Origin of the sequence: Xanthobacter flavus, from assembly GCF_017875275.1 — a bacterium.
Taxonomy (GTDB): Bacteria; Pseudomonadota; Alphaproteobacteria; order Rhizobiales; family Xanthobacteraceae; genus Xanthobacter; species Xanthobacter flavus_A.
On sequence record NZ_JAGGML010000001.1, the window covers coordinates 4,677,935 to 4,697,877 of the forward strand.

14 protein-coding genes are annotated in these 19,943 nt (G+C 68.1%); 8 read left to right on the plus strand and 6 right to left on the minus strand.

The window, feature by feature from the left end:
- Window positions 1-104: 104 nt before the first annotated feature.
- Both J2126_RS22040 and J2126_RS22045 read right to left on the minus strand, forming a co-directional pair.
- Window positions 105-2,528 carry a penicillin-binding protein 1A gene (locus tag J2126_RS22040; RefSeq protein WP_209488932.1) on the minus strand — a complete coding sequence of 808 codons (2,424 nt, stop codon included), beginning with the start codon at window positions 2,526-2,528 and terminating at the stop codon, window positions 105-107.
- A gap of 435 nt (window positions 2,529-2,963) precedes the next feature.
- A complete protein-coding gene (locus J2126_RS22045; RefSeq protein WP_209488933.1) occupies window positions 2,964-6,251 on the minus strand; it encodes an Rne/Rng family ribonuclease in 3,288 nt (1,095 codons plus the stop codon).
- A gap of 801 nt (window positions 6,252-7,052) precedes the next feature.
- Between J2126_RS22045 and J2126_RS22050 the strand changes: the two genes are divergently transcribed.
- The 4 genes from J2126_RS22050 to J2126_RS22065 all read left to right on the plus strand — a co-directional run bounded on the left by J2126_RS22050 (window position 7,053) and on the right by J2126_RS22065 (window position 11,661).
- On the plus strand, window positions 7,053-8,240 hold the full coding sequence (locus tag J2126_RS22050; RefSeq protein ID WP_245327513.1) for an N-acetylmuramoyl-L-alanine amidase: 1,188 nt from the start codon (window positions 7,053-7,055) through the stop codon (window positions 8,238-8,240).
- Window positions 8,241-8,442: 202 nt separating this feature from the next.
- A complete protein-coding gene (locus tag J2126_RS22055) occupies window positions 8,443-9,444 on the plus strand; it encodes a sialic acid TRAP transporter substrate-binding protein SiaP (protein ID WP_209488935.1) in 1,002 nt (333 codons plus the stop codon).
- 225 nt (window positions 9,445-9,669) lie between these two features.
- On the plus strand, window positions 9,670-10,251 hold the full coding sequence (locus J2126_RS22060) for a TRAP transporter small permease (RefSeq protein ID WP_209488936.1): 582 nt from the start codon (window positions 9,670-9,672) through the stop codon (window positions 10,249-10,251).
- A 3-nt stretch (window positions 10,252-10,254) separates the two neighbouring features.
- Window positions 10,255-11,661, plus strand: a complete 1,407-nt coding sequence (locus tag J2126_RS22065) for a TRAP transporter large permease (RefSeq protein ID WP_209488937.1) — start codon at window positions 10,255-10,257, stop codon at window positions 11,659-11,661.
- Window positions 11,662-11,680: 19 nt separating this feature from the next.
- On the opposite strand, the gene J2126_RS22070 is transcribed toward J2126_RS22065, so the two are convergent.
- Window positions 11,681-12,088, minus strand: a complete 408-nt coding sequence (locus J2126_RS22070) for a DUF983 domain-containing protein (RefSeq protein ID WP_209488938.1) — start codon at window positions 12,086-12,088, stop codon at window positions 11,681-11,683.
- A gap of 244 nt (window positions 12,089-12,332) precedes the next feature.
- Here J2126_RS22070 and crtY point away from each other — a divergent pair, with 244 nt between their 5' ends.
- The 4 genes from crtY to J2126_RS22090 are packed head-to-tail and all read left to right on the plus strand — an operon-like array spanning window position 12,333 to window position 17,207.
- The gene (gene crtY, locus J2126_RS22075) at window positions 12,333-13,487 is read left to right on the plus strand and encodes a lycopene beta-cyclase CrtY (protein ID WP_209488939.1); all 1,155 of its coding nucleotides are present in this window, start codon (window positions 12,333-12,335) and stop codon (window positions 13,485-13,487) included.
- Entirely contained in the window at window positions 13,487-15,007 is a 1,521-nt protein-coding gene (locus J2126_RS22080) for a phytoene desaturase (protein ID WP_209488940.1), read from the plus strand. Before crtY ends, J2126_RS22080 begins: the two co-directional genes overlap by 1 nt.
- Window positions 15,004-15,945: a phytoene/squalene synthase family protein gene (locus tag J2126_RS22085; RefSeq protein WP_209488941.1), complete on the plus strand. Its 942-nt coding sequence runs from the start codon at window positions 15,004-15,006 to the stop codon at window positions 15,943-15,945. Before J2126_RS22080 ends, J2126_RS22085 begins: the two co-directional genes overlap by 4 nt.
- Window positions 15,942-17,207, plus strand: coding sequence for a glycosyltransferase (locus J2126_RS22090; protein WP_209488942.1), 1,266 nt, complete (start codon window positions 15,942-15,944; stop codon window positions 17,205-17,207). The genes J2126_RS22085 and J2126_RS22090 overlap by 4 nt, the downstream gene beginning before the upstream one ends.
- Here the strand turns inward: J2126_RS22090 and J2126_RS22095 are convergent.
- The 3 genes from J2126_RS22095 to pabB are packed head-to-tail and all read right to left on the minus strand — an operon-like array spanning window position 17,182 to window position 19,938.
- Window positions 17,182-17,736: a GNAT family N-acetyltransferase gene (locus tag J2126_RS22095; RefSeq protein WP_209488943.1), complete on the minus strand. Its 555-nt coding sequence runs from the start codon at window positions 17,734-17,736 to the stop codon at window positions 17,182-17,184. The genes J2126_RS22090 and J2126_RS22095 overlap by 26 nt on opposite strands.
- A 10-nt stretch (window positions 17,737-17,746) precedes the next feature.
- Window positions 17,747-18,538 (minus strand): aminotransferase class IV, encoded by a 792-nt coding sequence (locus J2126_RS22100; RefSeq protein WP_209488944.1) that lies wholly within the window; start codon window positions 18,536-18,538, stop codon window positions 17,747-17,749.
- Window positions 18,535-19,938: an aminodeoxychorismate synthase component I gene (pabB, locus tag J2126_RS22105; protein ID WP_348634362.1), complete on the minus strand. Its 1,404-nt coding sequence runs from the start codon at window positions 19,936-19,938 to the stop codon at window positions 18,535-18,537. Before pabB ends, J2126_RS22100 begins: the two co-directional genes overlap by 4 nt.
- Between the last annotated feature and the right edge of the window lie 5 nt (window positions 19,939-19,943).

Consider the following 19,943-nt stretch of genomic DNA (forward strand, 5'->3'; position numbering starts at 1 on the left):
CTGAATGATGGCTCTGCGCCTGCTGCATACTGACGCACGGCCAAGCTTAAGCCTGAGGTTTTGAAGGGCCCGCCATGCGCCGGCGGTGCCCGCAGGGACCGGCCTCAGTAGAGGCCGCCCGTCCCGCTCCTGGCCACCGGCGTGACCGGCTCCGGATTGGTGCCGTCGGTGCCTGCATAACCCGCCACCGAATAGCCGTCCGGCGGCGCTGTGCCCGGCTTGAAGCCCTCGAGGATCGCGTTGCCGTCGCCGGCGCTGGTGCGCTGGCCGCTCTTGCGATCGATGCGGACGAGCTTGATCCCTGCCGGCACGCGGAAGGGAATGGCCGGGCGATCGGCGATGGCCACCTTCATGAAATCGCGCACGATAGGCGCGGCGACGAGGCCACCCGTCGAGCCCTTGCCCATGGGCCTGGGCTTGTCGTAGCCGAGATAGACGCCAACCACGATTTCCGGCGTGAAGCCGATGAACCAGGCATCCTTCTCGTCATTGGTCGTGCCGGTCTTGCCGGCGATGGGTTTGCCCAATTCCTTGAGCGCCGTGCCCGTGCCGCGCTGCACCACGCCCTCCATCATGGAGGTGATCTGATAGGCAGTCATCGGGTCGAGCACCACGGGCCGCCGGTCGATCAAAGACGGCTCGGGCTGGTTCTCCCAGGACGTCGCCTCGCAGCCGCGGCATTCGCGCTCGTCATGGCGATAGATGGTGTGGCCGTAGCGGTCCTGGATGCGGTCGATGAGCGAGGGGGTCACCTTGCGCCCGCCATTGGCCATCATGGCGTAGGCGCCGGTCATGCGCATGAGCGTGGTCTCGCCCGAGCCCAGCGCCATGGCGAGATAGGGCGGCATGTCGTCATAGATACCGAAGCGCTTGGCATATTCGGCGATGATCGGCATGCCCACGTCGTTGGCGAGGCGCACCGTCATGACGTTGCGCGACTGCTCCAGGCCGAAGCGCAGCGTCTGCGGGCCGTAATATTTCTTGGAGTAGTTCTCCGGCCGCCAGGTGTCCTGACCCTGCTGCTCCAGCTCGAACGGCGCGTCGATGACGATGGTCGACGGCGTGTAGCCGTTGTCGAGGGCGGCCGAATAGACGAGGGGCTTGAACGAGGAGCCGGGCTGCCGCATGGCCTGCGTGGCGCGGTTGAACTGGCTCTCGTCGTAGGAGAAGCCGCCGGAGAGGGCGAGCACACGGCCGGTGGTGGGCTCCATGACCACCATGGCGCCCTCGACGCCGGGCGGCTGGCGCAGGCGCCACTGGCCTCCGGAGCCGCCTAGCGGCTCCACATAAACTACGTCACCGGGCTTCAGCACCTGGCTGATCGGCTTGCGGGTCCATTTCGCGCCCTCGGCCGGGATCAGGCCCACCTCACGCTCGATGGAGCGCTGGCCGGACTTGGTGCGCTGCGGCTGCAATCCGATGCGGGCGTTGTCCTTGCTCACGTCGAGGACAATCGCGAGGCGCCAGGGAATGTCGGTCCATTCCTTCACCTCGCCCACCTTCACGCCCCAGTCGTCGCCGGGCAGGAGATCGATGTGGGTGACGGGCTTGCGCCAGCCGCGCTCCTCGTCATAGCGCACCAACCCGTCGGTGAGGGTCTTCTTGGCCAGCACCTGCAGCTTGGGGTCGAGCGGGGTACGGACGGAGAGGCCGCCTTCGTACAACTTGCGCTCGCCGTAGCGCTCGTAGATCTGCCGGCGCACTTCCTCCGCGTAATATTCGGCGGCGAAGATCTGCGCGCCGGTGGCACGGGGGGTGACGTCCAGCGGAGACTTCTTGGCCGCCTCGCCCTCCTGCGCGGAGACGAAGCCGTTCTCGACCATGCGGTCGATAACCCAGTTGCGGCGATCGGTGGCCCGGTTGCGCTCGCGGAAGGGGTTGTAGTTGGACGGCGCCTTCGGCAGAGCGGCGAGATAGGCGGCCTCCTGCACGTTCAGCTCGTCCACCGACTTGTCGAAATAGACCAGGGCCGCCGCGGCGATGCCGTAGGCGCCCATGCCGAGATAGATCTCGTTGAGATACAGCTCGAGGATGCGGTCCTTGGAATAGGCGCGCTCGATGCGCAGGGCGAGCAGGGCTTCCTTGATCTTGCGGTCGAGGCTGCGCTCGTTGGTGAGCAGGAAGTTCTTCGCCACCTGCTGGGTGATGGTGGAGGCACCCTGGGCGCGGACGTTCTTGCCGTAGTTCTGGGCGAGATTGAGCGCGGCGCGGAAGATGCCCGTGGGGTCGATGCCGCCGTGCTCGTAGAAATTCTTGTCCTCGGCCGACAGGAAGGCCTCGATCACGGAGCGCGGCACGGACTGGATGGGGATGTAGAGGCGCCGCTGCTTGGCATACTCCGCCACCAGCGCGCCGTCCGCCGCGTGGACGCGGGTCATCACCGGCGGCTCGTAATTCTGCAACTGGGAGTAGTCGGGCAGGTCCTGGGAATATTTCCAGACCAGATATGTCGCGCCAGCCGCGCCCGCCAGCAGAACCAGCGTCGCGAGCGCGAACAGGAAACCCAGGAACCTCAAAATCACCCGCATCTCGCAGCTTCCTCCCGCCGCAACCCGAGGGATGCCCGACGCCCCGCGCCTGAGTGGCGCAGTCGATACCGGATATCACCGCCCTTCGGGCCGCCTTGGCGCAGCCTGCCCAAACCCGACCTGAAACCCATCCTTGCCATAGCCCGCCTTGGCGCGGATGCGAAGCAGCTAGATTGAGGAACCCGCTGCCTCAAGGCAACCGTTCCCGACTGCCCTGCATCGGCCTTGACGTTAAGCCCTGTCTGGAACCGCTTTCGCTGTGGCATCCCGGGGGGACTCGCACGCGCACCGCTATGCGGGCGAAACGTGGCCTCTTCGCGACGGACGGGGAGCTTTCAGTGGACTTGCGTCTGGCTGGCACCCGAAATGAAAAGGGCCGCTCGAGGCGGCCCTTTCACAATCAGGAGACGTTCAGCGCTTTGCGTCCGGATGGCGTCAGCCACCGAACAGCTTGCGCTGCCACCAGCCCGAGCGGGGCTTGGCAGGGGGCTCGCTGGATTCGGCCGGCGCGGCGGGTGCTTCCGGCGCGGGGACGGGCTCTGCAGCAGCGGGGGCAGCCTCGGGCTCGGGCGCAGGGGAGGCCTCCGCAACAGCAGCGGGCGCCGCGGGCTCGGCCGGCGTTTCCGCCACCGGGGCGGCGACGCCGCTGTCCGTCAGGATGATCGGAGCCTTTTCGCGCACGGTGGAGCGCCGGCGCCGACGGGCGGCCTCGGGGCTTTCCGCCTCGGCGATCGGCTCGGGAGCGGCCACGGCGGCAGGCGCTGCTGCGGCCTCGGCCTTGGGCTCCGAAGGGGCCTCGGCGAAAGCCGGCGTGGCGTCGGTGGGCTCGGCAATTGCTGCGGGAGCTTCCGCCGCGGGGGGCTGATCCTCGTCGCTCTCCTCGGAGCCTTCGGCGTCGCCGTCCGCGCTCAGCGGCGCCTCGTCGTCCCGCTCGCGGCGATTGCGACGGCCGCCGCGGCGACCCCGGCGACGGCGACGGCGGTCGCCGTTCTCGTCGTCACCACGTTCGCCATCGGCGCGTTCATCCTCGCCGCGCTCCTCGTCGTCGTGCTCGTCTTCGTCGCGGGCGTTCTCATCGCGCTGACCATCGGCGGTGCCGTCCTGGGCTTCGGCGGTATCGGCGGAGGCGTCATCCTCCTCCTCGCCCTCGGAACCCTCGGCGCCTTCGCGACCTTCCTCGCGCTCACCCCGCCGCCGGCGGCGGCGGCGGCGGCGCTTGCGGCCGGCATCGTCGGACCGCTCGCCATTGCCTTCGGAGGCCTCGGCCTCGGCCTCGGTCTCGGCTTCCTCGACGATCTCCTCCTCATCCTCCTCGATGAAGTCTTCGTCGGGGAGGATGGAATCAGGCTGCACCACAGAGCTCGGCCGCGGCGCAGCGGGGGCGGGGGCGGCGAGATCGCCCTTCTCGATGATGAAGGGCTGGTGGCCGGTCACGCTCTCGTCCGCCGCGACGGAGAGGGTCACGCTGAAGCGCTCTTCCAGCTCGCGCAGATGGGCGCGCTTCTGGTTGAGCACGTAGAGCGCCACCTCGGTGCGGGTGCGGGCGATGAGATTGTGCGTCTGCGAGCGCAGCAGCTGCTCCTCCATTGCGCGCAGCAGCTGGAGCGAGACGGAGGCCGCCGAGCGCACGTGCCCGGTGCCGCCGCAGTGCGGGCAGACCTCGATGGAGCTTTCCAGCACGCCGGTGCGGATGCGCTGGCGCGACATCTCCAGGAGGCCGAAATGCGAGATGCGGCCGATCTGGATGCGGGCACGGTCGTTCTTGAGGCAATCCTTGAGCTTGCGCTCCACCGCCCGGTTGTTGCGCTTCTCCTCCATGTCGATGAAATCGATCACGATGAGGCCGGCAAGGTCGCGCAGGCGCAACTGTCGGGCGATTTCCTCGGATGCCTCGAGGTTCGTCTTGAGGGCGGTGTCCTCGATATGGTGCTCGCGGGTCGCCCGGCCCGAGTTCACGTCGATGGAGACGAGCGCCTCGGTGGGGTTGATGACGATGTAGCCACCGCTCTTCAACTGCACCACGGGGGAGAACATGGCATCGAGCTGCTGCTCCACGCCGTAGCGGGCGAAGATGGGCTGCGGCTCGCGGTAGGGCATCACCGACTTCGTGTGGCTCGGCATGAGCATGCGCATGAAGTCGCGCGCCTCGCGGAAGCCCTCCTCGCCGGCGACGTGAATGTCGTCGATGTCCTTGTTGTAGAGGTCCCGGATGGCGCGCTTGATGAGCGAACCTTCCTCATAGACGAGGCTCGGCGCGGAGGACGAGAGGGTCATCTCCCGCACCGTCTCCCACAGCCGCAGGAGATATTCGAAGTCGCGCTTGATCTCGGTCTTGGTGCGGTTGGCGCCTGCGGTGCGCAGGATGATGCCCATCCCTTCCGGCACCTCCAGGTCCTGCACCACTTCTTTCAGGCGCTTGCGGTCGACCGCATTGGTGATCTTGCGGGAGATACCGCCGCCACGCGCGGTGTTGGGCATCAGCACGGAATAGCGGCCGGCGAGGGAGAGGTAGGTGGTCAGCGCCGCGCCCTTGTTGCCGCGCTCTTCCTTGACCACCTGGACCAGCATCACCTGACGGCGGCGGATGACTTCCTGGATCTTGTAGCTGCGGGCGCGGCGCTGCGGCGCGCGCTCCGGCACCTCCTCGAGGGCGTCGTCGTCGGCGCCGAGGTGCTCGATTTCCTCTTCCTCGTCGATCTGGTCGACATCGCTGTCGTCCTCGTCGTCGTCCTCGTCCTTGTCGCGCTTGCGGTCGTTCCGGCGGCCGCGATGGCGACGGGAGCGCTGCCCATCCTCATAGCGCGTCTCGCGAGCGGAAACCTCCTCGGGCGCCTTGTCTTCCGAGGTCTCCTCGGCTTCCTCGTCGTCCTCGTCCCGATCCGGGTGGTCGTGCTCGTCCTCGTCGCTCTCGGCGACGTCGTCTTCCTCGTCGTCGTCACCGGCTTCCGTCTCACCGGCCTCGTCATCGCCGGCGGGCGCCGCGTCGCGCACGACAGCGCCACCCTCAAGGATCGGCGCGGAAACGCTCTCGCCCTCGGCGGCCTCGCGGCGGCGCGCGGCTTCTTCCTCGTCTGGCGCCTGTTCCTGGGGAGCGGGCAGGGGGGTGCCGAGGGGCGCGTCGATGGCGGCCTCGGCCACGGCGGCAGCCGCTTCCACCGCCTCGGCGGGGGCGACCAGGGCGCTCATCGGCTCGACATGGAACTCGGACGGAGCCGACACGGCCTCGGCCAGCGTCTCGGAACCGAACTCGGCGACCGAAGCGGTAGCGGTATCCCCGGCGGGCTCGGCCGGGTCAACGGCCTCGCCGGCCTCGAACGCGACCGCCTCCACCGTCTCGGCAGCGGCGCTGATGCTCTGGTCGGGCTGGGACCGCTTGGCGCGGCTGCGCTCGCGACGGCGATCCTTGAGGTCGGCCTCGTCCTCGGCCAGACGCGCGGCGCGCTCCTCTTCCTCGATCAGGGCGAGGCGGTCGGCGACCGGGATCTGGTAATAGTCGGGGTGGATCTCGCTGAAGGCGAGGAAGCCGTGGCGGTTGCCGCCGTATTCGATGAAGGCCGCCTGGAGAGACGGCTCCACGCGCGTCACCTTGGCGAGATAGATATTGCCCCGCAACTGCTTGCGGGATGCGGACTCATAGTCGAACTCTTCGACCCGGTTCCCGCGCACGACCACGACCCGGGTCTCCTCCGGGTGGGTCGCATCGATGAGCATCTTGTTGGCCATGGAAATCTCTCTTCACGGCGCCGGGAGCAATGCTCCGCGACGGCCGCGGCTCGACCCCTTCGGGCGCTGCCGCGACGCCGTTCTGGCGCCGGATGTGATGACGTGAGGAAGAAGGGGAGGCGCAGGTACGCCCAAGCGCGTCGTTCGCACGCTCGGGGGCGGGGCACACGGGAGCGCGCTCAGCGCGCATGTCGTGCGGGAAAAATTCCATGCCCTCGGTTACCCGCTCCTCGATGAAGGGTTCAGGCCGGGGCGGAGGCGGGCGCCTCGTTCCGGCCACGGTACACACTCGCCCGATTCCCCAGATCGTCCCCTCGCGGACCATCGGCGAAACTGGTTGCGAGGCATGCCGCCCGCGCCGTCCGGCGCTTGCCTAAGGGCCCTCGGTGACGGGGGAACGCCCCTGAGGATGCCGCCTTCGGCAATAGGGGATGCCTGAAACCGGGCTCTCGCATGCGCAGCGACCCGCCCGGATTTTCGACACGCCCTGCGGCAGCCGCGGCAACCGGGGCCGAAGAGCCTGTTCCGGAACGCGAACTGTGTACGGTTCCCTTCTTACCCGCCGGACTTCCCGCTTGGCAAGGATCATGCGTTCCGAACCGCGCGCCACGGGGCTATAACGCTGCGTCAACGCATCGTTTACGCGCGCCGCCTTATGCCTGCCCCTCTCTTGTGGCTCGCTTCGAAGCCCGCCCTGGGGGAGGGCGGCGCGAGGGTGGATTTGCGATGATCCGACGCCGGCCCGGCCCCGCCGTCCTGTCTTTTATCCCGGCGCGGAGCCATCTCGGCGCTGCCTGTTTCTTGGTCCTGTTCACTTTTGTGGCGCTCTTCAATGGTGCCGCGCGCGCCGAGGGGGAGGGGCAGGCGCTGGCGCGGGAGGTGCGGCTGGCCGGCGATGCCAAGCGCACGCGGCTCATCGTCGATCTCGATCGCGCCCCTGCTTTCCGGGCTTTCACCCTCGCCAACCCGCCCCGGGTGATTCTCGACCTTTCCGACGTGACGTTCGCCCTGAAGCCGGACGGCAGCCAGATGCGGCGCGGGCTGGTGAGCGCCTACCGATTCGGCGTCTTCGCGCCGGGCAAGGCGCGGATGGTGCTGGAGGCGACAGGCCCCGTCGCCATCGATAAGGCGTTCGTGCTCGATGCCGTGGACGATCAGCCGGCCCGGCTCGTGGTGGATCTGGTGAAGGCTGATCCTGATACCTTTGCCCGCTCTATCGCCACCGAGGCAGAGCAGCGCACCGCTCTACCGGCAGCCCCGGTAGCTCTCCCGCCGCCCGGCGATAGCCGCCCGGTCATCGTGATCGATCCTGGACATGGCGGCATCGATTCCGGTACGTCCGGCTATTCGGCCTTCGTCGAGAAGACCATCGTGCTGGAGACCGCTCTCGCGCTGCGTGACCGGCTGGAGAAGGCGGGTGGCTATCGCGTGGTCCTCACGCGCACGACCGACACCTTCGTCCCGCTCGCCGACCGGGTGGCCGTCGCCCGCGCCAACCGGGCCGACCTGTTCATCTCCATCCATGCCGATGCGCTGGCGCGGGGAGATGGCAGGGCGCGGGGTGCCAGCGTCTACACCTTGTCCGAGACGGCAAGCGATACCGAGTCCGCCCATCTGGCGGACAAGGAGAACAAGGCGGACCTCATCGCCGGTGTCGATCTATCCGAAGAAACGGACGAGGTGGCCGGCATCCTCGTGGATCTCGCCTACAGGGAGACGCGCAATTTCTCAGCCCTGTTCGCCCGCAGCCTGGTCGGCAGCATGAAGAGTTCAATCCGCATGCACGGCACGCCGCTGAAGTCCGCCGGCTTCCGGGTGCTTCGCGCCCACGACGTACCGTCCGTGCTGGTGGAGCTTGGCTACATGTCGAGCCCGGACGACCTCAAGCAGCTCACCTCCGAGGCCGGTCGCGACCGCATGGCCGATGCCATCGCGGCGGGTGTCACGCAGTTCTTCGACCGGCGGGGCGCGCCCGCCCCCGCTCGCTAGACGCACGCCGCCCCGGCTGCACGCATCGCGCGTGGCTGCGTCTCTTGTCGACAATGGCCCTTGCCCGCCGCCCCGGACTGAGTACCATGGAAAAGGGCGGCATCCGGCCAAGGTTCAAAACGATTTAACTCGCCGGCCTGCCACCACGCTCATTGAGCAAAAAGCGGACGAAGACGCCGCATTCCGTGTGGGAGGATTTTTGATGATCGACCGTCGTCGTGGCCTAGCGGCCGCGCTCGCCCTGCCGCTCGCCTTCGCGGCTGCATTTACCTTCGCCGCGCCGGCCAGCGCCCAGACCAAGCTCAAGTGGGCGCATGTCTACGAGCCGTCCGAGCCGTTCCACACCGCCTCCGTCTGGGCCGCGGGTGAGATCGCCAAGCGCACCAATGGCCGCTACCAGATCGATGTCTATCCCTCCTCGCAGCTGGGCAAGGAGAGCGATATCAACCAGGGCCTGACGCTCGGCACGGTGGACATGATCATCTCCGGCTCGAGCTTCGCCGGAAAGGCCTATCCGCCCATCGGCGTCACCTATTATCCCTATACCTTCCGGGATGCGAACCATCTGCTGGCCTATGCCAAGAGCGATGTCTTCAAGGATCTCGCCAAGGGCTACGAGGACAAGACCGGCAACCACATCGTCGCCGTCACCTATTACGGCGTGCGCCAGTCCACCTCGAACAAGCCGTTCAAGTCCTGCGCCGAGATGAAGGGCCTCAAGATCCGCGTGCCGGATGCCCCGGCCTATCTCGCCATGCCCAAGGCCTGCGGCGCCAACATCACCCCGATCGCCTTCGCCGAGGTCTATCTCGCCCTCCAGAACGGCACGGTGGATGCGCAGGAAAATCCGCTCACCACCATCGAGGCGAAGAAATTCTACGAGGTCCAGAAGAACATCGTGCTGACGGGCCACATCGTGGACCATCTCAACACGATCATCTCCGCCAACCTTTGGAAGAAGCTCTCGCCAGAGGATCAGAAGATCTTCACCGAGGTCACCCAGGAGGCCGCCGCCAAGGCCACGGCCGAGGTGGCGCAGCGGGAGAAGGAACTGCTCGACATCTTCAAGCAGAAGGGCCTGACCGTGGTGGAGGTGGACACGGACGACTTCCGCAACACCGTGATGAAGAACATCACCTTCGAGAGCTTCGGCTATCGCAAGGCCGACTGGGACCGCATCCAGGCCATCAAGAGCAATATGTGAGGCCGGGCGGGAGCGCTCGGCTCCCGCATCGTCAATGCCACGACGTTCGTCATGCCCCGGCTTGTCCGGGGCATCCACGGCGCCGCTCGGTCGGTTTTCGTGCCTGAGGCTCAGCTTTCGCCGAGACGTGGATCCCCCGGACAAGCCGGGGGATGACGACGGAGGGCGGGGCTCCGCTTTCTTGAATTTCCATCCGCGCACTTCTCCCCCATCCCGGACCCCTTCATGGCTCAGGAAGTCCACACCCGCGTTACCGGCGAGGAACTCGCCCATACGTTCGAGCAGCAGGAGGAGGTGGACCTTTCCGGCTACGCCTTCGAAGACTGGATCACCCTCGCCATCTTCTGGATCATGGCCGGGCTGGTGTTCACCCAGTTCTTCACCCGCTACGTGCTCAACGACAGTTTCTCCTGGACCGAGGAATTGGCCACCTATTGCCTCGTGGCGGTGGTGTTCATCGGCGCGGCCATGTGCGTGCGGCTCTCGCGGCACATCCAGGTGGACCTCATCTACCGCTTCATCCCGGAGCCGGCGGGACGGGTGCTGTCGCTGTTCGTGGACCTCGTGCGCACCGGCTTCATCGCCTACGGCGTGTGGCTGATGGTGCGCTACATCGCGCTCGTGGGCGACGAGCCCATGGTGATGGTCGATGCGCCCAAGAGCGTCGTCTACTACGCGGTCCTGTTCGGCTTCGTGATGATGCTCATCCGCTCGGTCCAGGTGGCCGTCGGCAACATCCGCCGCGGCTACAGCGTGCTTGAACGCCCCGAGGCGTTCGAAGGCACCTACGATCACAAGGGGGACTGAGCCATGTGGCTGCTCATCGGCGGGTTCCTCGTCCTGATGCTCTGCGGCGTGCCGGTGGCCATCGCCATGGCCGGGGCATCGCTGGTTTACATCCTCGTTTCCGGAACGGTGCCGGACGTTGTCATCGCCCAGCGTATGATCGCCGGCGTGGAGAGCTTCCCGCTGCTGGCGGTGCCGTTCTTCATCCTGGCCGGCAATCTCATGAACATCGCCGGCGTCACCGGGCGCATCTATGCCTTCGCGGTATCGCTGGTGGGCTGGATGCGGGGCGGGCTGGGGCAGGTGAACATCATCGGCTCGGTGATCTTCTCCGGCATGTCCGGCACCGCCATCGCGGACGCGGCCGGGCTCGGCACCATCGAGATCAAGGCCATGAAGGATCATGGCTATTCCACCGAGTTCGCGGTCGGCGTCACCGCCGCCTCGGCGACGCTGGGGCCGATCATTCCGCCGAGCCTGCCGTTCGTCATCTACGGGATGCTGGCCAACGTCTCCATCGGCGCGCTCTTCCTCGGCGGCGTGGTGCCCGGGGTGGTGATGACGCTGCTGATGATGGGGACGGTGGCCTATTTCGCCCGCCGCAACGGCTGGGGCTCGGATGCCGCGTTCAACTGGAGGCAACTGCTCTCGGCCAGCGTCGAGGTGGTGATCGTGCTGGCATTCCCGGCGGCGGTCTATGTGATGATCGCCCTCGGGCTCTCCACCAACCAGGCCGTGCTCATCGCGCTCGCGGTGCTCGTGGCGCTCGACTGGTACTTCGACTTTTCCGCCGTCATGGCGCTGATGACGCCGGTGATCCTCATCGGCGGCATGACGCTCGGCTGGTTCACGCCCACCGAGGCGGCGGTCGCGGCGGTGATCTGGTCGCTCTTCCTCGGCCTCGTGCGCTACCGCTCCATGACGCTGAAGACGCTGGCGAAGGCGACCTTCGACACCATCGAGACGACGGCTTCGGTGCTGTTCATCGTCACCGCGGCGTCCATCTTCGCGTGGCTGCTCACCGCCAGTCAGGCGGCGCAGATGCTCTCCGACGCCATCCTCGGCTTCACCCAGAACAAATGGGTGTTTCTGGCGCTCGCCAACCTGCTGATCCTGTTCGTGGGCTGCTTCATCGACACCATCGCGGCCATCACGATTCTCGTGCCCATCCTCTTGCCCATCGTGCTCAAGCTCGGCATCGACCCGATCCATTTCGGGCTCATCATGACGCTGAACCTGATGATCGGGCTGCTGCACCCGCCGCTGGGCATGGTGCTGTTCGTGCTGGCGCGGGTGGCGAAGCTCTCGGTGGAGCGCACCACCATCGCCATCCTGCCCTGGCTGGTGCCGCTGATGATCGCGCTTCTCGCGATCACCTACATCCCCGGCCTTACCCTCTGGCTGCCACACGCCATGGGGCTGGGCCGCTGACGAGGGGCTGGGGGGCGGGTCAGGCGCCCGTCCGTCCCTCGGGGGCGGACGGGGTGATGACGCGGCGGCCTTCCTCGGCCTTGTAATAATACTGGCTCGCCACCAGCCACCCCTTCAACGGTCGGAGGGGTGGTATGCAGGTGAGTAGCAAGAGCGGCAGCGTGGTCACGAGGTGAACCCAGTAGGGTGCCTGATAGGCCACCTCCAGCCAGATCGCGAACAGCACCGCCGGCACGCAGGCGAAGCACATGACGAAGAAGGCCGGCCCGTCCGCCGGATCGGCGAAGGAATAGTCGAGGCCGCAGACCTCGCAGGCCGGGGCAATGGTCAGGAAGCCATTGAAAAGGTGGCCCTCGCCGCAGCGGGGGCAGCGGCCTCGCACGCCCGTGGACAGGGGCGAGAGATGCGGCCAATGCTGTTCGTTCATGATATCTCCCGGGCCGGTTGGGGCTTCCGCCCGTCCGGCGTCACGCGGGTCTGGCGATGGTTCGCCGGCGCAGTGTGCTCCCGTGAGGTAAGTTTCCGCGCCCCTACCCGCAAGTGAGAGCGAGTCGCAGCGGCACCAGGCCGCATCCCTGCCGACGCAGGGGGTGACAGGCGGGCGGGCTCCAGCTATTCGGCTTTAAGGAAGGGCGACCCAAGGGAACGCGGCACGAGAAGCGGGGCGGGGCATGGATATCGTTTTCGTCGGTGCCGGGCTCGCCAACTGCCTGCTCGCCGCCCGCATCGCCCAGCGTCGCGGCCGGGTCCGCATGCTTCTGCTGGAGGCGGGCGAGAGCGTCGGCGGCAACCACAGCTGGTCGTACCATTCCAGCGATTTCGAGCGCATGCAGCATGCCTTCCTCAGCCCGTTCCGCGCCCATGTGTGGATGGGGAACGACGTGCATTTCCCCGCCTACTCCCGCATCCTCAAGGGCCACTACGGCACCGTCACGTCCGAGCGCCTGTCGCAGGTGATGCACGAGCGGCTGCACACCTCCATCCGCCTGAACGCCAGGGTCGCCCATGTGGCGGCGGACCACGTCGTTCTCGCCGGCGGAGAGCGGATCGACGCGGGAGCGGTGATCGACGGGCGGGGGCAGGTGCCGTCCCGGCATCTCGACCTCGGGTTCCAGAAATTCATCGGCCAGGAGGTGCAGCTTGCCCGGCCACACGGCCTCGCCCGGCCCATCATCATGGATGCGCGGGTGGAGCAGATCGATGGCTATCGCTTCGTCTACGTGCTGCCGCTCGATCCGCAGACGCTGCTGATCGAGGATACCTATTATTCCGACGGTCCCGAGCTGCCGGCCGACACCTTGCGGCGCCGCGTCAAGGCCTATGCCGCCGCGCAGGGCTGGGAGATCGAGCATGTGGTGCGCGAGGAGGAGGGCGTCCTGCCCATCGCTCTAGGCGGGGACATCGGTGCCTTTCTGGCCGAGGCGCCGCCCGGGGTGGCGCGCGTCGGGCTGCGCGCCGCGCTGTTCCACCCCACCACGGGCTATTCCCTGCCGGATGCGATGGAACTCGCCGACCTCGTGAGCGAGCTGCCGGACCTCTCCGGCCCGGCCCTTTCCGCCTTCGTGCGCGACTATGCGCGCAAGCGGTGGGACAGCCGCGGTTTTTTCCGGCTGCTCAACAGGATGCTGTTCCGCGCCGCCGCGCCGGATCGCCGCTATGCCATCCTTGAGCGCTTTTATCGCTTGCCCGAAGACCTGATCGCGCGCTTTTACGGGGATCGCCTGACCTTCAAGGACAAGGCACGCATCCTCACGGGCCGCCCACCCGTATCGGTGCTGAAGGCCATTTCCTGCCTGCCCGAGACGAAAGCCGCCACCGGTTCCTGATGATGCTTGATGCCACCACGTCCCCCCGCCGCGCCGCCGTCATCGGGTCCGGCTTCGGCGGTCTCGCCCTTGCCATCCGCCTGCAGGCCGCCGGCATCGCCACCACCGTCTTCGAGCAGCGGGACAAGCCCGGCGGCCGGGCCTATGTCTATGAGGACAAGGGCTTCACCTTCGATGGTGGCCCAACTGTCATCACCGACCCGTCCTGCCTCGAAGAGGTCTACGAGGCCGCGGGCCGGCGCCTCTCCGACTACGTGGACCTGATGCCGGTCTCGCCCTTCTACCGCCTCTTGTGGTCGGACGGCCGGCAGTTCGATTACCTGAACGATCAGGCGGCCCTCGATGCCCAGATCGCCGCCTTCAACCCGGCGGACGTGGAAGGCTACCGGCGCTTCTTCGCTTATTCCAAGGCGGTGTTCGAGGAGGGCTACCTCAAGCTCGGCGCCGTGCCGTTCCTGAGTTTCTCGGACATGATGAAGGCCGGCCCGCAGCTGGCGAAGCTCCAGGCGTGGCGCTCGGTCTATTCCATGGTGTCGAGCTTCATCAAGGACGAGCACCTGCGGGAAGCCTTCTCCTTCCACTCGCTGCTGGTGGGCGGAAACCCCTTCTCCACCTCGTCCATCTACGCCCTCATCCATGCGCTGGAGCGCAAATGGGGCGTGTTCTTCCCCCGCGGCGGCACCGGCGCGCTGGTGCGCGGTATGGTGAAGCTGTTCACCGATCTCGGCGGCACGATCCACCTCTCGGCCAAGGTGGACGAGATCGTGGTCGAGGGCGACCGGGCGACCGGCGTGCGCGTCGGCGGCGAAATGCGCCCGTTCGATCTCGTCGCCTCCAACGCGGACGTGGTGCACACCTACGCCCACCTCATGCGCAACAGCGCGCGCGGGAAGGCGGAGGGGGCCAAGCTCGCGAAGAAGCGGCATTCCATGTCGCTGTTCGTCATCTATTTCGGCGCCAACCGCACATGGGATCATCTGCAGCACCACACGGTGCTGTTCGGCCCGCGCTACCGGGGCCTCGTGAACGAGATCTTCAGCGGCCCGGATCTGCCGGAGGATTTCTCCCTCTATCTCCACGCGCCGACCGTGACCGACAAATCGCTGGCGCCCGAGGGCTCCACCGCCTTCTACGTGCTCTCCCCCGTGCCGCACCTCGGCAAGGCTGAGATCGACTGGGAGGTGGAGGGGCCGAAGTATCGCGACCGCATCCTCGGCCATCTCGAGCAGCGCCTGCTGCCGGGGCTGAAAGAGAGCCTCGTGACCACGCGCATCCTCACCCCCTTCGGCTTCCGGGACGAGCTTTCGGCCCATCTCGGTTCGGCCTTCTCGGTGGAGCCGATCCTCACCCAGTCGGCGTGGTTCCGGCCGCACAATCGCGACGACAAGATCGGTAACCTCTATTTCGCCGGCGCCGGCACCCATCCGGGCGCGGGCGTTCCGGGGGTGGTGGGCTCGGCCAAGGCGACGGCTGGCCTCATCCTCGAAGACCTCGGCATCGCCACCCGGTCCCCCGCATGAGCGGGACGGACGCCGCTCCGGACGTGGTGGGCGCGAGCGAGGAGGCCATCGCCAAGGGCTCCAAGAGCTTCGCCGCTGCCGCCCGCCTGTTCGCGCCCCGCATGCGCGAAGATGCGGTGATGCTCTATGCATGGTGCCGCCACTGCGACGACGTGGTGGACGGGCAGGAGCTTGGCCACGGCCGCATCGCGAGCGCCCAGACGCCGGCCGAGCGGCTCGACGCCTTGTTCGAGGAGACGCGCCGGGCCTATCGCGGCGCGCCGTCTTCCCATCCCGCCTTCGCCGCCTTCGCCGAGGTGGTCAGCCGCAACGACATTCCCGAGCGCCATCCCCTCGATCTGCTCGAGGGCTTCCGCATGGATGTGGAAGGCCGCCGCTACGACACGCTCGATGACACGCTCACCTACTGCTACCACGTGGCCGGCGTGGTGGGGGTGATGATGGCGCTGATCATGGGCGCGCGGGACGAGGTGGTGCTGGACCGGGCGAGCGACCTCGGCCTCGGCTTCCAGCTCACCAACATTTCCCGCGACGTGATCGAGGATGCCGGCATCGGCCGCATCTATGTGCCGGGCACGTTCCTCGACATGGAAGGCGTGCCCGAGACGGAGATCGCCGCGCCCGGACACCGCGCCGCCGTCGCCGCCGCCGTCGCGCGGCTCCTGGATGTGGCGGAGCCCTATTACGAACAGGCCGTGATCGGCATGGGCGCGCTGCCGTTCCGCGCCGCCGCCGCCGTGGGCGCCGCCCGCTGCGTCTACCGCGCCATCGGCACCGAGGTGCGACGGCGCGGGCCGAAGGCGTGGGATGCGCGTGTCTCCACCACCAAGGCGCAGAAGATCGGCTACCTGATGCAGGGCATCGGGCTTGCCCTCTCGACCCGCCGCAGCGGACCGCAGCCGCCGCGCCCGAAGCATTTGTGGACGCGGCCGCGATGACCCATTTCGCCGTCGTCGCCCCGCCGCTGCCGGGGCATTACAACCCATTGCTGGTGCTGGCGCGCGAACTCGGCGCGCGGGGCCATCGCGTCACCTTCGTCCACATGGTGGATGCGGCGCGGCTGGTGAAGGGCAAGGGGGCGGACTTTGCTGCGGTGGGCACGCGCGATTATCCCGCTGGCGCCCTCGACGCCTATGTGAACCGCCTCGCCAAGCCCACGGGGCTGTTCGGCCTTCTCGGTACACTGCGCGCGACCGCCGCCCAGACGGACATGCTGTGCCGCGATCTGCCCGGCGTGCTGCGCGACATCGGTGCTGACGCGGTGATCGCCGACCAGACGGAGGCGGCGGGCACCTTGGTCGCGCGCCACCTGGGCCTGCCTGTGATCTCCACCGCGACCGCGCTGCCGCTCAATCGCGAGGTGGGCGTGCCGCCGCCCTTCGTGCCGTGGCCGTATGAGGAAGGCGAGAAGGCGCTCGTCCGCAACAAGGGCGGCTATCGCGTGACGGATTTCCTCATGTCGCCCATGCGCAAGGTGCTGGCGCGGCACGGCGCGACCTTCGGGCTGGATCCGTTCGCCGACGGCGGTTTCTCATCGCTCTTGACCGTGGCGCAGATGCCGAAGGGGCTGGACTTTCCCCGCACCGAGCTGCCCGCCACCTTCCATTACGGCTCCGCCTGGCGCGATGCCGCCGCCGTACCCGCTGCGACCGCACCGCTGCCGGAGGCCGAGGGCAAGCCCCTGGTGTTCTGCTCGCTGGGCACCCTGCAGGGCGCGCGGGCCGATCTGTTCCGCAAGGTGGCGCTGGCGGCGCGGGAGGTGGGCGTGCGTCTCCTCATCGCCCATGGCGGGCTTCTGTCGCAGGCCGAGGCCGCGCGGCTCGCTGAGCTTGCAGAGGTGCGCGCGTTCGTCCCCCAGCAGGAGGTGCTGAAGCGATGCGCGGCGGCGGTGCTCCATTGCGGCATGAACACGGTGCTCGATGCCATGGCCGAGGGCGTGCCGCTGGTGGCCATGCCCATCGCCTTCGAGCAGCCGGCCACGGCCGCGCGCCTCGCCTATGCGGGCGTTGCCGAGGTCGTGCCCGCCGGCCGTGCCAGCCAGAAGCGCCTGACCGCCGCGCTGCGGGCCGTGCTGGAGCAGCCCCGCTATCGCGAGAACGCCCGGCGGATCGCGGCCGAGATGGCACAGGGGCGCGGTGTGACCGATGCCGCCGATCTCATCGAGGCGGCGGTGGTCAGGCCCGCACTTCTGACCGCCTGAGTCGATAGAGCACCTGCCGGCGCAGGGGATGGCCCGGCGGCGTGGACGGCAGGTCGAAATCGCCGCTCTCGTCCCGCGCCATGCCGAGCCGCTCCATCACCGCCCGCGAGCGCAGGTTCGCCGGCACGGTGATGGCGACGATCTCTTCCAGTCCCAGAGGCGCGAATCCGAAGTCCAGCGCCGCCCGCGCCGCCTCGGTGGCGTAGCCGTGGCCCCAGAATGCCGGATCGAACCGCCAGCCGATCTCCACCGCCGGCGTGAAGTGCTCCGTGTAGGGCACATGGACGAGCCCGCAATAGCCGGCGAAGTCGATGACGCCAGGCACCTCCACCACCCACAGGCCGAAGCCGTGCCGCGCGAAATGCGCCTCGGCCCGCTCCGCCACTGCATCGCTGGCGGTTCGGTCGGCGATCGGCATCAGGAATTCCATGGTGCGCGGATCGGACTGCATCGGCCACAGGGCATCGCGGTCGGATGGTCGCCACGGGCGCAGCAGAAGGCGGTGCGTCTTGAGCGTCGGCGCGCTCATGATGGCCGTCTCATGCACCCTCGATCAGCGCGCGCAGGCGGTCGGCGGCTGCGGTGGAGAGGAGGGGGCGGCCTTCCAGGGTCGCCACGGAGCGGATGCCGAGCGCGGAGGTGAGCAGGATTTCATCCGCCGCTGCGATGTCGTCCACCGTCAGAGGCCGCTCCGAAGCCCCGGCGGCGATCACCTCCGCCCGCATCACGCCGGGCAGGACGCCCTCGGACAAAGGCGGCGTCACCAGCACCCCGTCGATGACCGCGAACAGGTTGGCGATGGAAGTCTCGGCCACGCCGTCGCGCGTGTTGAGCAGGATGGCGTCATCCACGCCCCGCCGCGCCGCTTCCTGCCGCGCGAGGATGCCGTCGAGATAGTTCAGCGATTTCACATGCGCCAGCGGCGAGCGATCGTTGCGACGGGTACCCTGCGCTATAACGAGCCGCGCGGGAGGCAAAGGCGGGGAGAGCGGCGCTGCGGTCATGACGAGGGTGGGCTTCGGCTCGGCCCGCGGCAGCACGCCGCGCGGGCCGGGACCCCGGGTGAGGGTGAGGCGCAGCACACCTTCCGACAGGCCATTGGCCTCGGCGGTCTGCGCCAGCGCCGTGCCAAGGTCGAGGGCCGGCAACGGTATCCCCAGCACGCCCGCGCCGGCAGCGAGCCGGGCCAGGTGCGCCTCGACACGCAGCACCCTGCCGCCCTTTATCCTCAGCGTCTCGAACAGTCCGTCGCCCAGCGTGAAGCCGCGATCGAACGGGGAGACGGACGCATCTGCCTCCTCCACCAGCCCGGTGCCGAGGAATAGCTTCATGTACCGTCCCCCGAGAGCGCGCGCAGCATTGGCGAGAGCTTGACGAGGCTTTCCTCATACTCGTCCGCCGGGTCGGAATCCGCGACGATGCCGCCGCCCGCCTGGGTCAGCAGCGTGTCGCCGCAGCGGGTGATGGTGCGGATGACGATGGAGGAATCCATCGCTCCGTCGAAGCCGATCCACGCCACCGAGCCGCAATAGACCCCGCGCGGGGAGGGCTCCAGCTCGTGGATGATCTCCATGGCGCGGATCTTCGGCGCCCCGGTGATGGAGCCGCCGGGGAAGCAGGCTTTCAGCAGGTCCACCGGGCCGAGACCGGGCTTCAGCCGGCTGTCGATGACCGAGACGAGATGGTGGACGCTGGCGAAGGTCTCCAGCCCGCACAGGACCGGCACCTTCACGCTGCCCACCTCCGACACGCGCGAAAGATCGTTGCGCATCAGGTCCACGATCATCAGGTTTTCCGCACGGTCCTTCACCGAGGCGAGGAGGGCGTCGGCGAGCGCCCTGTCCTCGGCGGGATCGGCGCTGCGGCGGCGGGTGCCCTTGATGGGGCGCGTCTCCACCCGCCCATCGGAGGTGAGGGAGAGGAAGCGCTCGGGGGAGGCGGAAAGCACCGCGAGGTTGTCCCCGGCACGCAGGAAGGCGGCGAAGGGGGACGGGCTCAACGCGCGCAGGCGGGTGTAGAGGGCAAGGTCGGTGAGGCCTTCCGGCACCCTCGCCCGCATCTGGTGCGTGAGGTTGGCCTGGAAGATGTCGCCGGCGCGGATGTACTCGATCACCCGCGCCACTTCCGCCTCCACTTCCGCGCGCGGCTGGTCGGGCGTGAACGTGCCGGTGCGGCTGAAATCGGCGGCGGGCGCCGCTGCGGGCGCGGTGGCCAGCCGGTCGAACAGCTCCTGCGCGCGGCGCTGGGCCCGAGCCTCGGCGGCGTCGCCAGTCTCCGGCCGTCCGTTGGAGACGATGAAGGCGCGCTTTTCCAGCCGGTCGAAGGCAAGGATGGCGTCGTAGAGGCCCATGGCCATTTCCGGCACCGCCGGATCGGCGGGGCGGGCCGGGGGCAGGCGCTCCAGATGCCGGCCGAGCTCATAGCCGAGATAGCCCATGGCCCCGCCGAGGAAGGGCACGGGGGCGGAGGAGGGGCCGAGGCAGGGCGGCAGGTCGCCGGGATTGAGCGCGCGCGCGAGCACGTCGAACGGCGTTCCGGGCACGAAAGCACCGTTCAGCCGGACGCCATCCGCGCCGGAGGTGATGAAGGCATAGGGATCCGCGCCGATATAGGACCAGCGCGCCCGCACGTCGCCCTCCGCCGCGCTGTCGAGAAAGGCGCATTGGGGGGCGTCGGCGAAGGCCTGGAACGCGGCGAACGGGTCGCGGTACGGAATTTCAACGATAAGCACGGGGG

Excerpts from the sequence above, each read along its gene's own strand:
- J2126_RS22040 (WP_209488932.1), bottom strand. The coding sequence starts at position 2,528 with ATGCGGGTGATTTTGAGGTTCCTGGGTTTCCTGTTCGCGCTCGCGACG.
- J2126_RS22045 (WP_209488933.1), bottom strand. The coding sequence starts at position 6,251 with ATGGCCAACAAGATGCTCATCGATGCGACCCACCCGGAGGAGACCCGG.
- J2126_RS22055 (WP_209488935.1), top strand. The coding sequence starts at position 8,443 with ATGATCGACCGTCGTCGTGGCCTAGCGGCCGCGCTCGCCCTGCCGCTC.
- J2126_RS22060 (WP_209488936.1), top strand. The coding sequence starts at position 9,670 with ATGGCTCAGGAAGTCCACACCCGCGTTACCGGCGAGGAACTCGCCCAT.
- J2126_RS22065 (WP_209488937.1), top strand. The coding sequence starts at position 10,255 with ATGTGGCTGCTCATCGGCGGGTTCCTCGTCCTGATGCTCTGCGGCGTG.
- J2126_RS22070 (WP_209488938.1), bottom strand. The coding sequence starts at position 12,088 with ATGAACGAACAGCATTGGCCGCATCTCTCGCCCCTGTCCACGGGCGTG.
- crtY (WP_209488939.1), top strand. The coding sequence starts at position 12,333 with ATGGATATCGTTTTCGTCGGTGCCGGGCTCGCCAACTGCCTGCTCGCC.
- J2126_RS22080 (WP_209488940.1), top strand. The coding sequence starts at position 13,487 with ATGATGCTTGATGCCACCACGTCCCCCCGCCGCGCCGCCGTCATCGGG.
- J2126_RS22085 (WP_209488941.1), top strand. The coding sequence starts at position 15,004 with ATGAGCGGGACGGACGCCGCTCCGGACGTGGTGGGCGCGAGCGAGGAG.
- J2126_RS22090 (WP_209488942.1), top strand. The coding sequence starts at position 15,942 with ATGACCCATTTCGCCGTCGTCGCCCCGCCGCTGCCGGGGCATTACAAC.
- J2126_RS22095 (WP_209488943.1), bottom strand. The coding sequence starts at position 17,736 with ATGAGCGCGCCGACGCTCAAGACGCACCGCCTTCTGCTGCGCCCGTGG.
- J2126_RS22100 (WP_209488944.1), bottom strand. The coding sequence starts at position 18,538 with ATGAAGCTATTCCTCGGCACCGGGCTGGTGGAGGAGGCAGATGCGTCC.